Origin of the sequence: Sulfuriferula multivorans, from assembly GCF_003851125.1 — a bacterium.
GTDB classification, from domain to species: domain Bacteria; phylum Pseudomonadota; class Gammaproteobacteria; order Burkholderiales; family Sulfuriferulaceae; genus Sulfuriferula; species Sulfuriferula multivorans.
On the sequence record NZ_BGOW01000014.1, the window covers coordinates 1 to 14,853 of the forward strand.

The window sequence follows — 14,853 nt, forward strand, 5'->3', positions numbered from 1 at the left end:
GGCTGTACTACTTTGCGTTTGGTCATGGTTTTCCTTTGGAGGTGGCAGTCTCCTGCCTAATGACCGTTTACACAAAATTATTTACACCCTCGCGAAATGATGGTGGAAAAAGAAAAAAGTAGCAGTACTCGTCCGCACGACGCCAGCTTTTGGCGTTTTTCTTGCGAGCTCATGGGTCTTTCTCTGGTACGAAAGTTTGGTGCTCTGCGCAAGAGGTGTTTCTTATGGCAGAACTAAGCGTCCTCGAAGAGCACACCGATTTCGCTTCGGCTGCTCGTAGAGCAAGGGAACTTGCCATACAGACTCCATGAGTCTACGGGCCTTCAGCGCTCTTCAAACAGTTGGGCTGTGCTCGCATCACCTAGTGTTGTCTCCATGTTGGTTCGTCAGGAAGAGGAATCGATTGATGACGTTAGCGACTATAGCGACCCCTACGATGATGAATATCAGAGAGAGGTGCTGCAACCGCTTATTGAGGAGTTTGAAAGTGACCAAGACGCGTGGGCTCAGTCGGAAGAGGACGGGTGGTTCTATGAAGATTGAACCTAATCAGGTAAGGGCAGGCTTCTAACCCGCACCTTCCACACCACCCGGCATGCAGCTCGCGTAGGGCGCAATCATTGAATTGCGCCGGATGTGTACCAAAATTATGCTGCCTTCTGTTTTTCTAGCCACTCCCGCATTTACGCATTCACACGGGTTCGCCAGTTGCGTTAATCCATCCGGATGTTTTTAAGTCACCATCCGGCGCAATGCGCTTCGCTTATTGACGCCCTACGCGGGTTATCTCGTTCGGTGCGCTACCGACGGCCACGCGACAATCACGGATAAAACACCAGTACCCGGTAACCGGTTGCGGGAAGATTGCCGATGTCGAGCAATAAATCGACGCTCGCCTCGCTACCTGGCTTGATGCCGACGGTTTCTTTGGCGGTGGCGTGAAGGTATTCGTTCGGCGCAAAAATGCGCTTTGCCAGCGCGGCGTCGTGGGTGTCGGTGAGGGTGAGTTCGATATGCGGATAGGCTTCGGCATACCCCGCCTCATTGGCGATTAGCAAGCTGACCTGGATACGCGACGGATGCGCGGGATCGGACAGCAGGTCGGAACTGGAAATTTTGATGGCATCGGTGTCGCGCGGCAGCGGCACGCTGCAATCAAGGGCCGTACATGCGGTGACCAGCCAGGGCTTGACGGCGGGTAGGCGGGCCGCGATCGGGGTGCGCAAAAAATAGACCAGTTGCGCCGCCAGCAATAGGCCGAGCAGGATGCTGCCGGTGCCGAGCAGCGTGGTGCGGATACGTTTGCGCCGCGCCAGGTTGGTGGTGCCTGTGGAGGAATCCGGGGCCAAGGACGGTTGTGAAAATTCCTGTTGCCGTTCCACAACGGGCTCTACAACGGGCTCCACGATGGGCGTTTCAACAGCTTCCTCAATCGGTGCCTCGACGAGAGACTCAGGTTCCTCAAATTTCGCAGTCTCCTCAACCGGAGGCGTTATTTCTTCGGCCGATATGGTCGGCAGGTCTGTTTCAGGAGTGCTGATTTCCGCTGCTTCAGGTTGTTCATCCGGGCTGTTCGAGAGTTCAGCTTCGGGTGAGACGCTGGTCTCGGCATGCGGTATGTCTGCCGGGAAGCTTGGGTAGACTTCCGGCGTCAGATATTCGCGCGCATCAAATACGCAGCTGCATACCCCGCAACGCACCTGCCCGTCGCGCGCCGCCAGGACTTCCGCGGAGACGCGAAACACGGTATGGCAGTCGGGGCAGGTAGTGAGTATGTTCACGCTCGTTTTGTGCCGGCCAGACACGCCCAGCCATCTTCGGCGCGCCACAGGTGGATATCGAACCAGTCGGTATAGGCGGCGATGACCTTGTCCACCTGCTCGACCAGAATGCCGGACAATACGATGCGCCCTCCATTTCGGCAGGCATTGGCGAGCAGCGGGGCAAGTGCCAGCAACGGGTTGGTGAGGATGTTCGCGACCACAATATCGGCATGCGTGGTCGGGGTGGCATCGGGCAGGTAAAAATCCGCCTGCACGGCGTTGTTGCACGCATTGTCCTGTGCGGTGGCAACCGCCTGCGCATCGATGTCCACACCGCACGCGTAGCCGGCGCCGAATTTCAGCGCGGCGATGGCCAGAATGCCGGAGCCGCAGCCGTAATCCAGCACGCGCTCACCGCCCGCGATATGGTTGTCCAGCCATTGCAGGCACAGGCGCGTGGTGGGGTGCGAGCCGGTGCCAAAAGCCAGGCCGGGATCGAGTTTCAAGTTAATGGCGGCGCTATCGGGGGCTGCGTGCCAACTGGGGATGATCCACAGGCGTTCGGAAATGCGGATCGGATCGAATTCAGCCTGGGTAAGTCGTACCCAGTCCTGTTCGGCGACTTGCTCAATACGGTATGCGGGGATGGTAAAGCCTGCGGTTTGCGCGGCCTCCGCCAGGATCGCTGCCACGTCGGCAGTTTGCGCAAACAGCGCGAGCACATTGTTGTCGCGCCATAGTTCATCTACGGGCATACCCGGCTCGCCGAAAATGGGGGCTTCAGTAGCAGTACCGGCCGCGGCGTCTTCGATGCTCACCGACAGGGCTCCTGCTTCCATCAACGCATCGGACAAACGTTCTGCCTCGTCTGCGGTAGCGGCCAGGGTGACAGATTGCCAGGACATGGTGGCTAGGTACTGGATGGTTTGGCGAGCTTTTGCTCAAGATAATGGATGCTGGTGCCGCCTTCCACAAAAGCGGCGTCGTACATCAAATCCTGGTGCAGCGGAATGTTGGTATTGATGCCTTCCACTATCATTTCCAACAATGCAGTGCGCATTCGTGCGATGGCTTGCTCGCGCGTGGCGCCGTGCGCCAGCAGTTTGCCGATCATGGAGTCGTAATACGGCGGCACGACGTAGTTCTGGTACACATGCGAATCTACCCGGATGCCTGGTCCGCCGGGCACGTGATAGGCGGTCAAACGCCCGGGTGACGGTACGAAGGTATAAGGGTGCTCGGCATTGATGCGGCATTCGATGGCGTGGCCGCGGAACTCGATATCTTTTTGCTTGAAGCGCAGCTCTTCGCCAGCGGCAATTCGGATTTGCTCCTGCACGATGTCCACGCCGGTAATCAGCTCCGTGACCGGGTGCTCGACCTGCACGCGGGTGTTCATCTCGATGAAGAAAAATTCGCCATCCTCGTACAGGAACTCGAACGTGCCTGCGCCACGGTAGCCAATCTTGCGGCAGGCAGCTGCACAGCGCTCGCCGATCTTGTCGCGCAGTTTGCGGTCCAGGCCGGGTGCCGGGGCTTCCTCGAGGATTTTCTGATGGCGGCGCTGCATCGAGCAGTCGCGCTCGCCAAGGTGGATGGCATGGCCGTGCTCGTCGGCCAGCACCTGAATTTCAATGTGCCGCGGTTTTTGCAGGTAGCGTTCCATGTACACCACCGGATTGCCGAAAGCGCTTTGCGCTTCGGCCTGGGTCATGGCGACCGCGTTGAGCAGCGCGCCATCGCTATGCACCACGCGCATCCCGCGTCCGCCGCCGCCGCCGGCGGCCTTGATGATGATCGGGTAACCCACCTGGTTGGCGATGCGCATGATTTCTTCCGGATTGTCCGGCAATGCGCCGTCAGAGCCGGGTACGCACGGCACGCCGGAGGCTTTCATGGCGTCTTTGGCAGAAACCTTGTCGCCCATCAGGCGGATGGTTTCCGGGCGCGGGCCAATAAACACGAAGCCGGAAGATTCCACGCGTTCGGCAAAGTCGGCATTTTCCGACAGAAAACCATAGCCGGGGTGAATCGCTTCGGCATCGGTGAGTTCTGCTGCACTGATAATTGCCGGCACGTTCAGATAGCTCAGCGCCGAGGCGGCAGGGCCGATACACACCGATTCGTCGGCAAGCTTGACGTATTTGGCGTCGGCATCAGCTTCGGAGTGAACGGCGACTGTCTTGATACCCATTTCGCGACAGGCGCGCTGGATACGCAGAGCGATTTCGCCACGGTTGGCGATGAGGATTTTTTCAAACATGGAGTGCCTGTTAAATGATGGGGCCGTATAACCAGGATAGTTGCAGGATGAGCAGGGAGCGCCTTCGAATTAATCCTGCCAAATGATATTGAGTTTATCGGCGCTGCTTAAAATCCTGCTGATCCCGCCCGGTTTGTCAGCCAATAATAAACATCGGCTCGCCGTATTCCACCGGCTGACCGTTCTCGACCAGAATCGCCTTGATAATGCCGCCCTGGTCGGCCTCGATTTCATTCAGCAGCTTCATCGCCTCGATGATGCACAGTGTTTCGCCGGCGGAGACTGTTTGCCCAACCTCCACAAAAGATTTGGCTCCCGGACTGGACGAACGGTAGAACGTGCCGACCATGGGTGATTTGACGATATGCCCCTCGGGTGCGGCTGCCTCCGCTACTACAGGAGGTGCTGCCGCGGGTGCCACAGGTGCAGCCGGAGCAGGTGCATAGCTCGGCATATTGCTCATGTATATGGGCTGAGTGTTTTGTGCGGTACGGGTAATGCGGACTTTTTCTTCGCCCTCGGTGATTTCGAGCTCAGCAATGCCGGACTCTTCCACGAGGTCGATCAGTTTTTTAAGTTTTCTCAGATCCATATTCAGGCCTTGATAGTCAGTTGGGTGAGCGCATGGTCGAGCGCCAGTTCGTATCCCTGCGCGCCGAGTCCGCTGATGATGCCCACCGCCAGATCGCTGAAATACGAATGATGGCGGAAGGGTTCACGGGCAAATACATTCGACAGGTGGACTTCAATGAAAGGAATGGCCACGGCGGCCAGTGCATCGCGTAGTGCAACGCTGGTATGGGTGAAAGCTGCCGGATTGATGATGATATAGCGGGTGTGCTGCCGGGCCGAGTGAATGCGGTCAATCAATGCCGCTTCGCTGTTGCTTTGCCAGCATTCAAGTGCAACCTTGGCCGCCTTGGCACGCGCAGCCAGACGTGCGTCGATGTCAGCGAGCGTCGTGCTGCCGTAATGCTCGGGTTCGCGCGTCCCCAACAGGTTCAGATTCGGGCCGTGCAGCACCAGAATATGCGGTGTTTCAACCTTGCTTGCGGGCTTGGCAGAGGGTGTGCGCTGGGAATTCATGGGCGCAAGTTTGCCGCAAGTTGGGTGAAGTTGTCCAGACGTTTAACGAAAATGCCGCCAAATGCATGTTTTAACGCGGCGAGGTATTTCTGCTCAGTGAGTTGCCAGCAGTGGTTTCAGTATGGCTTCGAGTTTGGCAGTACTTAATCCGCCCAGTTCGGTGGCGACGATCTTGCCGGTGCGATCCAGAATGAGCGTATAGGGCAGCCCGCCCAAGCGGTTGCCGGTCGCCTGAGACAAGGCCACCGCGTCCAGGTCGCCCACCAAAACCGGATAATTCATGCCCATTTGGTCGGAGAAGGCCTGAACCTTGGCCGTCTCGTCAATGGCGATACCGACAAACTGCACACCCTGTGCGCCGTATTTGGTTTGCAGCTTGATGAATTCCGGAATCTCCGTGCGGCACGGGGGGCACCAGGTGGCCCAGAAATTCACCACCAGCACCTTGCCGCGCCATTGCGACAGCGGTTGACGGATACCGGCCAAATCCTTGAATCCGGCCTTGAACAGCGTGGCGGCAGCATCACCGCTGTCAACAGCGGTCGACACGGGCGCAGATTGTGCCCGATTGTGCTGGTACGCATAGTAGCCACCGCCCAGCGCCAGCAAGCCGATCAATACGAATAAAACAAGAGAGAGATTTTTTTTCATGGGGATCAGCGCAAAGCGGCGTCCAGGCTATTCAGGAATTGTGCGGGCGGCTGATAGCCGATTACCCGGTAAGCGACTTCTTTGCCGTTACGATCAAAGAAGATCAGCCCGGGTGGGCCGAACAGGCCAAAGCGTTTAAGCAACGCCTTGTCGTCACTGGTATTGTTGGTGACGTCTGCCTGCAGCAACACCGCATCCTTGAGCGCGGCCTGTACTTTAGGATCGGTAAAAGTGCCATGTTCCATTTCTTTACATGACACGCACCAGTCGGCGTAAAAATCCAGCACGACAAATTTTCCGTTTGATTGACTGATCTTGCTGTCCAGTTCAGCCAGGTTTTTGACCCGGGTGAATTTCAATTCGGTCGCCTGTGCAGCGCTTGCCGCACCGCCCCTGAATACTGACAGGGGTTGCAACACATCGCGTCCGCCAGCCAGTACGCCGACAATGAGGGCTACGCCAGCCAGCAGCGTGATGACGCCCAGGCCCTTCCACAGGCGTAGCCAGCCGGAGGCGTTGACAGCAAGGGGTTCAATGGCCTTGAGGTGCATGGCAGAAGCAATGAGCAGCGTGGCCCACAGCAACATTTGAATCCAGGCCGGTATCAGCGGGGTAATCAACCAGATGGCGATTGCCAGCATGAGTACGCCGAAGAAGTTTTTCACGGCGTTCATCCAGCTGCCGGCGCGCGGCAATAACGTGCCGGCGGAAATACCCACCAGCAATAACGGCACGCCCATGCCGATTGCCAGCGAGAACAACGCCCAGCCGCCAAGTACCGTGCTGCCGGTCTGGGCGATGAACGCCAGCGCAGCGGCCAGCGGCGGTGCGACGCAAGGACCGACAATCAGCGCCGACAGCGCGCCCATGACAAACACGCCAATGAAATTGCCGCCCTTGACTTTATTGCTGGCATCGGAAAATTTGCTCTGGATGAAACTGGGCAACTGCAGTTCAAAGAACCCGAACATGGACAATGCCAGCAATACGAACACGCTGGCGCCGATGGATAGCGCAATCGGGTTCTGCAGCGCGTTGGAGATCAAGGTGCCGGACAAGGCCGCCGCCACTCCGGCCAGCGCATAGGTAATGGCCATGCCCAGTACATAGGCGAGGGACAGCATGAACCCGGAAAGCCGCGTGACCCGTTTCTGTCCGGCGATAATGCCCGACAGAATCGGGATCATCGGGAATACGCATGGAGTGAGCGACAGCAACAGTCCGGCACCGAAAAACGTGGCGATGATGGTCCAGAAATGACCGCCTTTGAGGACGCGTTCGATTTGCGACGATTCTGATAGCGGGGCTGCTGCAGGCGCCGCCGCAACCGAGGTGGTCGCCGTTGCGGGTGGCAAGGGTGCCGCAGCCGGCGGCATGATGGGTTCCAGATTCGTCGCCGGGTTGGCCGATCCAACTGCGGTAGCCGCAGGCAGGGTCAGGGTGAAGGTTTTGCTGATCGGCGGATAGCACACGCCTTTTTCACTGCATCCCTGATAACTCGCTTCTACCACGACCTTGTCGGCACTGCCGACGGGGCGATTGAGGATGATGTTGCCATTAAAATTATGATGATAAACCTCAAGGCGACCAAAGTTGGGGTCCTGTTCAATGTCACCGGCAGGCAATGCGATATTGGCCACACTAACCCCGGCGGGTGACTTTACCGTGAAGTGGATCTTGTCCTTGTATAAATAATAATCGGGAGCCAGAGTGAAGCTGGCTTTCAGGGTCTGGGCGTCGACAGCATTCAGGCTCAATTTAAAGGCTTCGTCCGGCGGCAGAAATTGAGGCTGCGCGTTACCGGTGATCCGGTCGCCCAGATTGCGCAGGCCGGACAATATGCCAGCGGACTGTGCGGTAGTGGATGGCTGGGAAGAAGCGGGATCGGCAGCGGCGAGTTTGATGGTTGCCACGCTATCCATCGGCGTATAGCACACTCCCGCATCTGCACAGCCTTGCGACACGGCCTTGAGCTTCACGCTCTGCGCGTTGCCGGTACGGGTAAATGGCAACTTGACGCGTATTTCGTTGCGATAGGTTTCCACTTGGCCGAATGTCGGATCCGTGTGCATTTTTCCGGCGGGGAACTGAGGCGTACCGAGTGTGCCGCCATCCAGGCTGAACTTGAAACGTTCGCGGTACATGTAGTAGCCATCCGCAATCTGGTAGCGGACTTCCAGATGGTTGGCATCGGCCTGCTGCGCCGAGAATCGGAACGCTTGCTCGGGTTCCAGCAAGTCTGCAGCGTTTGCCTGGGCCAGACCGAGAAACAACAAAAACAAAAAACCAAAAATGCGCATCTATTCAATCTCCAGGCGTTGCGTATTTATATACGCAATATTAATAAGTCTTTTAGATCCACGAAATTCTTACTGCATACACGCTTTAAATTTTCATGAATGTCCTAATCTGGACAATCATGGGTTGCCGGTAGTTTCTGTGGCGATCCAGCCCAGATATTCGGCCAGACCAGCCACGATGGGTAGAGCGATGATTTCAGGTACCGTATAGGGATGGCATGCGCGGATGCTTCGTTCCACTGCATCGTAATGACATCGCTGAGTTTTAATCAGTACAGGCACCTCGGTTGTGGTTTCTATTGTGTCGTGCCACCGGTAGGTGGACAGGCAGGGTGGCATAATGTTCACACACGCGGCAATTTTTGTTGTCACCAGCTGTTTTGCCAGGCGTTGAGCGCTGTCTTCAGTAGGCAGGTTGGTTAAGATAACGATTGCTTCCATATTTGGATTTAGAAGGTTTCAGCGATGCGCGTCTTGTTGGGCATGATTATAGTGCTGAGTTTCCCGGCGCTGGAGATTTATACCCTGGTCCAGATATACCATTATATTGGCTGGTGGATTATTGTTTTGCTGGCAGCCGGCATGTTGGCAGGATGGTTGCTGATCGTGGGTGAGCGCATGGCATTTTTTGCGCGCATGAGCATGACCCTGCAGTCAGGAGGCTCTCCGTTGCGCGCGCTGATAGATAGTGGTCGCACCATGATTGCGGGCGCATTGTTTATTTTCCCGGGAGTAATCAGCGACGTGTTAGCCGTGCTGGTGTTGTTCTTGCCATTGCCGGGAAGCGGCTCACCACAGTCAGCGGAGAGTGAGCCAGGCGTGATCGAAGGCGAATACCGGCGAGAGCATGATGACAGGCTGGAGCGCGGCGCAGATTCGAAACGCTGACCCTTGCTGCGTATGAACGTTACCCATAACTGGCGCGAGGCGGAATGGCTGACCGTTTAGCTGCGTTTTTCCAGCGCCATTACGCCATTAGCGGCGGGGTCCAGTCAGCTCGATAAAGCGCGCTTTGTCTGTAGCAAATCTGGCCCGGGTATCGGCCATTTCCTTGTTTTTTTGCGCAATCGCGCTTTCCAGCAGAGCAATTTCCCGCGCGTTGGCATCATGGCCTTCTGTGATGCGTACCGGGATGCGGTGCTTGCCCTGCGTTTTTAACGTGATTTGCTGATCGATCTGGGCTTGCTGGGCACGCAGTTGGCTTAATTGATTTTGGCTGTTCTGGATGGACAGCTTGACCAACTCCAGGCTGCGGTCACGCGCCAGATCGATATCCGCGGCAGAGGTATAGGTATTCAACAGCGCAGTGTCACGCCGTTTCTGTTCGGTTTTGGCTTGCAATTCCTGTTGCTGGCGCACTTGCTCGGCGGCGCGCAATTGTTGTTGCTCCGGTGTCATCGCACCGGCATTCTGTTTGATCGTCAGACCCTGTTTATCCAGTTCTACATTGGCACGCCCGGTGGCCTGTTGCGGCAAGGTATCGCCGTAATGCGTACGGCCTTGCGCATCCACCCATTTATACATGGCAGCCTGTGCGGGGAGTGCCAACCCAAAAATCATCATGCAAAGCAAAGCGCGCATTTTTTATTCTCTTAAGTCACACCGTAAACTTCCCGGTAACGGGCCACTGCCTGCAAATTCTGTTCCATGTTCGGGTGATCATGCAAATACGCCAGCAGGTCGCCGAGGCTGGCAATGGCGAATACCGGGATGCCGTATTGCGCTTGCACTTCCTGCACCGCCGACAAAGTCCCTTGACCGCGTTCCATGCGATCCAGCGCGATGACTACACCAGCCGGGGTGGCGCCATGACTGCGAATCAGCTCCACCGACTCGCGCACCGAAGTGCCTGCCGAGATCACGTCGTCAATAATCAGCACCCGTCCGTGCAGCGGCGCACCGACGATGGTACCGCCCTCTCCATGGTCCTTGGCTTCTTTGCGGTTGAAACTGTACGGCACTTTCTGCCCCTGTGCGGCCAGTGCGACGACCGTGGTCGCTGCCAGCGGAATGCCTTTATATGCGGGCCCGAACAGCACATCGAATTTGATTCCGGCAACGCGTATCGCTTTCGCGTAAAATTCGCCAAGCTGTTTCAAGGCCATGCCATCGGCAAATAGCCCGGCATTAAAGAAATAGGGACTGATGCGCCCGGCCTTGGTCTTGAATTCGCCGAAGCACAATACGTTTTGTTCAATGGCGAAAGATAGGAACGCTTGTCTGAAATCGGACATGATTAGGGCTCGTTAATTCTGGAAAATAAACACGTGCGCATTATAACCGCCAACCTCAACGGGATTCGCTCTGCCAGCAGCAAGGGCTTCTTCGACTGGCTTGCCACGCAAAACGCCGACGTGGTGTGCGTGCAGGAACTGAAAGCACAGATGACCGACATGCGTCGTGAAATGCTCCAGCCAGACGGCTTCTTCGGTTACTTCCATTATGCGGAAAAAAAGGGCTATAGCGGTGTAGGCATCTACGCCAAAAAGCAGCCGGATGCGGTAATCGAAGGATTGGGCATTGCCGACATCGACGCGGAAGGGCGCTACATTGAAGCGCAATTCGGCAATCTGAGCGTGATTTCGCTGTACCTGCCGTCCGGCTCCAGCTCAGATGAGCGTCAACAGGTCAAATTCAGCTTCCTGGAGCGGTTCTACCCGCGCCTGGCTGAACTTAAAAATTGCGGGCGCGAAGTGATTCTGTGCGGTGACTGGAACATCGCCCACAAGGAAATCGACCTGAAAAACTGGAAATCCAACCAGAAAAATTCCGGATTTTTGCCTGAAGAGCGCGCCTGGATGAGCAAGGTTCAGGATGAACTCGGTTTTGTGGATGTGCATCGTATGCTCTGCCCGGATGCCACCGGTGACGCCTACACCTGGTGGAGCAACCGCGGCCAGGCCTGGGCCAACAACGTCGGCTGGCGCATTGATTACCAGATTGCCACGCCCGGCATTGCGGCGCAGGCGCGCGCCGCGAGCGTGTATAAGGGCGCGCGTTTTTCCGACCACGCTCCCCTCATCATCGACTACGCATCCTCGCAATGACTCAGCAGGTAGCGAAGCCCAGTTGGCAGGAAACGCTCAAATCCATTTTTAGCGGCCGCATGCTGGTGGCGCTGGTGATGGGGTTTACCTCGGGGCTGCCGCTGTTGCTCACCGGTTCGGTATTGCAGGCGTGGCTGAAGGATTCCGGAGTGAGTTTGGCTGCGATCGGCGCGGCGTCGCTGATCGGGCTGCCGTATACGCTGAAATTCCTGTGGGCGCCGCTGTTCGATCGTTTCACCCTGCCGCTATTCGGGCGGCGGCGCGGCTGGTTGCTGCTGATGCAGATAATTCTGGCGGCGGCACTGGTGGGATTGAGCTGGTCCAATCCGGCGACTAATCTGTGGGGCGTCGCTCTGGCAGCGCTGCTGGTGACGTTCTTTTCCGCCTCGCAGGACATCGTTGTCGACGCCTACCGGCGCGAAAGCCTGCAGGACGCGGAACTGGGTTTCGGATCGGCGCTGTTCGTCAACGGTTATCGCATCGGTATGCTGCTGGCGGGCGGCGGCGGACTGATTCTGGCCGACCTGCTGAGCTTCCCGGTGATGTACCAACTCATGGCGGCGTTCATGGGGGTGGGCATCATCACCACGCTACTGGCGCGCGAACCGGCGCTGGCTCCCGGCGCGCCGCGCACGCTGAAAAGTGCAGTTATCGAACCCTTCGTGGAATTTTTCAAGCGCGAGGAAGCGTGGCTGATCCTCGCCTTTATCCTGTTCTACAAGCTCGGCGACACCCTCGCTACCGCCATTTCCACGCCGTTTTATCTGGATCTCGGCTTCACCAAAACCGAGATCGGCGCGGTGGTCAAACTGTTCGGCTTCTGGGCCACCATCCTCGGCGGCACGTTGGGCGGCATCTGGATATTGCGTATGGGTATGTACCGGGCATTGTGGACGTTCGGCATCCTGCAAATGCTGTCCACTTTCGGCTTTGTCCTGCTGGCACACCTGGGCCCTCACCTTTCCGGGCTGGCGGCGGTGGTCGCGGTGGAGAATTTCACCGGCGGGCTGGGTACGGCGGCGTTTGTCGGTTTCATGGGGGCGATGACCGACAAACGGTTCACTGCCACCCAGTACGCGCTGCTGTCCAGCCTGATGGGCGTGCCGCGGGTGATCCTGTCCGCTCCGACCGGGTGGATGGCGGAAACCATGGGCTGGACGCTGTTTTTCCTGACCTGCACGCTCATGGCACTACCGGGTTTGTGGTTGTTGCGCCGCTTTAAAGGATGGACGGAGCCAGCCAGTGCCTGAGATTTCCTACGTCTCGGTATTCCTGGTCGGCCTGCTGGGCGGGGTGCACTGCGTGGGCATGTGCGGCGGCATTGTCACCGCGCTGTCGCTGTCTTCGACCACGCGCCGCCCCGCACTGCCCATGCTGCTGGCTTACAATTTCGGGCGCATCACCAGCTATGCGCTGGCCGGAGCGATTGTCGGAGCAATCGGGGCAAGCACTCTGTTGCTGGAGAGATTCGTGCCCGCCGAGCGCGTACTGTATGGCGTTGCCAATATCATGCTGATCCTGCTGGGACTGTATCTGGCGGGGTTGTCGCGCGCAGTGCTGGCGCTGGAACGGGTGGGCAGCGTGGTGTGGGCACGGCTGCAACCGCTGATGAAACGCTTCATCCCGGTGCGTACCCTGCCGCAGGCATTTTTTACCGGCGCCGTGTGGGGCTGGTTGCCGTGCGGATTGGTGTATTCGGTGCTGATCTCGGCGCTGGCCACCGCCAGTGCCGCACACGGCGCGCTGTTGATGCTGGCGTTTGGCGCGGGGACCTTGCCCAATCTCTTGGCGATGGGGTTGTTCGCCCAGCGTCTGCAAACACTCACCCGCAAGCCGGGCGTGCGGCTGGCAGCCGGACTGCTGGTAGCGGCCTTTGGCGTGTGGGGATTAACCCGGTTGATTTTATATGTCTGAACCTATCCATCAACCACCGTTGCGCCAGTTATTGAAACGCGCCGCCTATGCTGTGGACGCCGTGGTGCACAAAGGCCAGAACCTCAATCGCGTGTTGGCGCAGCAGCCTGTTGAGGGACGCGCCACCGTACAGGACATCTGCTACGGCAGTTTGCGCGAGTATGCGTTGCTGGCGGCGCTGCGCGATGCGCTGCTGAGTAATCCGCTCAAGGACAGCCTGATCGCCGCGCTGCTGGTGGTGGGGTTGCGTCAGCTGCGCGTCCGCCCGGATGCGACGCATACCGTGGTCAACGAAGCCGTGGAAGCCGCCGCCGCGATCCAGCCGTGGGCGCGCGGGCTGGTCAATGGCGTTTTGCGCAATTACCTGCGCCAGGCCGATGCGTTGAGTGCCGCGGTGATCCGGAAGGAAAGCGTGCGCTGGAATTACCCGCAGTGGTGGATAGACAAGCTGCGCGTCGCCTACCCGGAACACTGGCAAGCGGCACTCACAGCGGGCAACCAGCATGCGCCGATGACGCTGCGGGTGAATCAGCACCATGGCAGTGCCGCGACGTACCTGGAATTGCTGCGCGATGCGGGGGTGGAAGCCACGCAAACCGGCGCATTTGCATTGCAACTGGTGCAGCCGGTTGCGGTGGCGCAACTGCCAGGCTTTGCGTCCGGACGGGTGTCGGTACAGGATGCCGGCGCGCAGCTGGCTGCGCCGCTGCTGGATTTGCACGACGGCCTGCGCGTGCTGGATGCCTGTGCTGCACCGGGGGGCAAGACCGGACATATTCTGGAAACTGCCGATGTGGCGCTCACCGCGCTGGATTCCGACATGGCTCGCCTGGAGCGCGTGCGCGAAAATCTCGATCGCCTGCAGCTCAAGGCCACGCTTGCCTGTGGCGATGCCGCTCAGCCCGACACCTGGTGGGATGGTCAACCGTTCGACCGTATCCTCGCCGACGTACCCTGCTCGGCATCGGGCGTGGTGCGCCGTCACCCGGACATCAAATGGCTGCGGCGCCCGGACGATATTGCGCATTTTGCGGCACAGCAAGCCGCCATGCTGCCTGCGCTCTGGCGGTGCCTGGCGCACGGTGGTAAATTGCTGTACGCAACCTGTTCCATTTTCCCTGAAGAAAATCAGCGCCAGGTGGACGCCTTTCTTGACCGGCATGATGATGCAAGCCAGCTGGATCTGGAAGGTGAATGGATCAACCCCGGTCAGCTGCTACCCGATGAACAACACGATGGTTTTTTTTATGCGCTGCTTGCCAAGAACTAGCTGGTTGGCGCTGCTGATGCTGGCGCTATTCATGCAACTCATACTGTTCGCTCCTGCCGGACGCGCGGCGAGCGAGGGTATCCATATCAAATCCGCAGAACTCAAGCTGATGGATGAGGTATATCAACTTAATGCACATTTGACCATCATGCTGGGCCCCACCCTGGAGGAGGCTGTCAAAAAAGGCCTTGCGCTTAACTTCATTACCGAATTCCAATTGCATCGTCAACGCTGGTACTGGTTCAACGAAGAAATCGCCAAAGTCACTCGCAATACCCGGCTCACCTATAATCCGCTGTTGCGCCAGTACTTGCTGAGCGAGGGTTCGCAGCAGCTTAGTTTTGATACGCTCGAAGATGCGCTCGCAGCATTGGGGGAAATCAGCGCCTGGCCCGTGCTGGATCGGCGTTTGCTCTACAAGCGCTACAGTTATGTGGCCACTCTGAGCATGCGCATGGATGTGTCGCAACTGCCCAAACCGCTGCAAATCAATGCCATCAGTTCGCGTAAATGGGATCTTGAATCTGCTCCGTTTGAATGGGGTATGTCGCCGTGAGCA

At 57.9% G+C, this 14,853-nt stretch carries 16 protein-coding genes; 6 read left to right on the forward strand and 10 right to left on the reverse strand.

Going from position 1 to position 14,853, the window contains the following annotated elements:
- Positions 1-821 precede the first annotated feature (821 nt).
- The 8 genes from EI185_RS07230 to cutA form a co-directional block, all read right to left on the reverse strand.
- Positions 822-1,781, reverse strand: a complete 960-nt coding sequence (locus tag EI185_RS07230; RefSeq protein WP_189836337.1) for a zinc-ribbon and DUF3426 domain-containing protein — start codon at positions 1,779-1,781, stop codon at positions 822-824.
- Positions 1,778-2,668: a 50S ribosomal protein L11 methyltransferase gene (prmA, locus tag EI185_RS07235; RefSeq protein WP_124704467.1), complete on the reverse strand. Its 891-nt coding sequence runs from the start codon at positions 2,666-2,668 to the stop codon at positions 1,778-1,780. Before prmA ends, EI185_RS07230 begins: the two co-directional genes overlap by 4 nt.
- Positions 2,669-2,673: 5 nt before the next feature.
- Positions 2,674-4,026: an acetyl-CoA carboxylase biotin carboxylase subunit gene (accC, locus tag EI185_RS07240; RefSeq protein WP_124704468.1), complete on the reverse strand. Its 1,353-nt coding sequence runs from the start codon at positions 4,024-4,026 to the stop codon at positions 2,674-2,676.
- 136 nt (positions 4,027-4,162) lie between these two features.
- Positions 4,163-4,618 carry an acetyl-CoA carboxylase biotin carboxyl carrier protein gene (gene accB, locus EI185_RS07245; RefSeq protein ID WP_124704469.1) on the reverse strand — a complete coding sequence of 152 codons (456 nt, stop codon included), beginning with the start codon at positions 4,616-4,618 and terminating at the stop codon, positions 4,163-4,165.
- A gap of 2 nt (positions 4,619-4,620) precedes the next feature.
- On the reverse strand, positions 4,621-5,112 hold the full coding sequence (gene aroQ, locus EI185_RS07250) for a type II 3-dehydroquinate dehydratase (RefSeq protein ID WP_124704470.1): 492 nt from the start codon (positions 5,110-5,112) through the stop codon (positions 4,621-4,623).
- 93 nt (positions 5,113-5,205) lie between these two features.
- The gene (locus EI185_RS07255) at positions 5,206-5,763 is read right to left on the reverse strand and encodes a TlpA family protein disulfide reductase (RefSeq protein ID WP_124704471.1); all 558 of its coding nucleotides are present in this window, start codon (positions 5,761-5,763) and stop codon (positions 5,206-5,208) included.
- 5 nt (positions 5,764-5,768) lie between these two features.
- Positions 5,769-8,063 carry a protein-disulfide reductase DsbD gene (locus EI185_RS07260; RefSeq protein ID WP_124704472.1) on the reverse strand — a complete coding sequence of 765 codons (2,295 nt, stop codon included), beginning with the start codon at positions 8,061-8,063 and terminating at the stop codon, positions 5,769-5,771.
- Between the two features lie 117 nt (positions 8,064-8,180).
- Positions 8,181-8,504: a divalent-cation tolerance protein CutA gene (gene cutA / locus EI185_RS07265; protein WP_124704473.1), complete on the reverse strand. Its 324-nt coding sequence runs from the start codon at positions 8,502-8,504 to the stop codon at positions 8,181-8,183.
- A 24-nt stretch (positions 8,505-8,528) separates the two neighbouring features.
- Here cutA and EI185_RS07270 point away from each other — a divergent pair, with 24 nt between their 5' ends.
- A complete protein-coding gene (locus EI185_RS07270) occupies positions 8,529-8,951 on the forward strand; it encodes an FxsA family protein (RefSeq protein WP_124704474.1) in 423 nt (140 codons plus the stop codon).
- An 87-nt stretch (positions 8,952-9,038) separates the two neighbouring features.
- Here the strand turns inward: EI185_RS07270 and EI185_RS07275 are convergent, their stop codons facing one another.
- Entirely contained in the window at positions 9,039-9,644 is a 606-nt protein-coding gene (locus EI185_RS07275) for a DUF4124 domain-containing protein (protein ID WP_124704475.1), read from the reverse strand.
- 11 nt (positions 9,645-9,655) lie between these two features.
- Complete coding sequence (pyrE, locus tag EI185_RS07280) at positions 9,656-10,297, reverse strand: orotate phosphoribosyltransferase (RefSeq protein ID WP_124704476.1); 642 nt, start codon at positions 10,295-10,297, stop codon at positions 9,656-9,658.
- Positions 10,298-10,330: 33 nt separating this feature from the next.
- Here pyrE and EI185_RS07285 point away from each other — a divergent pair, with 33 nt between their 5' ends.
- From EI185_RS07285 to EI185_RS07305, 5 genes are read left to right on the forward strand one after another with little or no spacing between them, the layout of a single operon-like run.
- Positions 10,331-11,110: an exodeoxyribonuclease III gene (locus EI185_RS07285; protein ID WP_124704477.1), complete on the forward strand. Its 780-nt coding sequence runs from the start codon at positions 10,331-10,333 to the stop codon at positions 11,108-11,110.
- Entirely contained in the window at positions 11,107-12,360 is a 1,254-nt protein-coding gene (locus tag EI185_RS07290) for an AmpG family muropeptide MFS transporter (protein WP_124704478.1), read from the forward strand. The genes EI185_RS07285 and EI185_RS07290 overlap by 4 nt, the downstream gene beginning before the upstream one ends.
- Entirely contained in the window at positions 12,353-13,024 is a 672-nt protein-coding gene (locus tag EI185_RS07295) for a sulfite exporter TauE/SafE family protein (protein ID WP_124704479.1), read from the forward strand. Before EI185_RS07290 ends, EI185_RS07295 begins: the two co-directional genes overlap by 8 nt.
- On the forward strand, positions 13,017-14,294 hold the full coding sequence (gene rsmB / locus EI185_RS07300) for a 16S rRNA (cytosine(967)-C(5))-methyltransferase RsmB (RefSeq protein WP_189836326.1): 1,278 nt from the start codon (positions 13,017-13,019) through the stop codon (positions 14,292-14,294). The genes EI185_RS07295 and rsmB overlap by 8 nt, the downstream gene beginning before the upstream one ends.
- A 31-nt stretch (positions 14,295-14,325) precedes the next feature.
- The gene (locus EI185_RS07305) at positions 14,326-14,850 is read left to right on the forward strand and encodes a DUF4390 domain-containing protein (RefSeq protein ID WP_189836327.1); all 525 of its coding nucleotides are present in this window, start codon (positions 14,326-14,328) and stop codon (positions 14,848-14,850) included.
- Positions 14,851-14,853 lie beyond the last annotated feature (3 nt).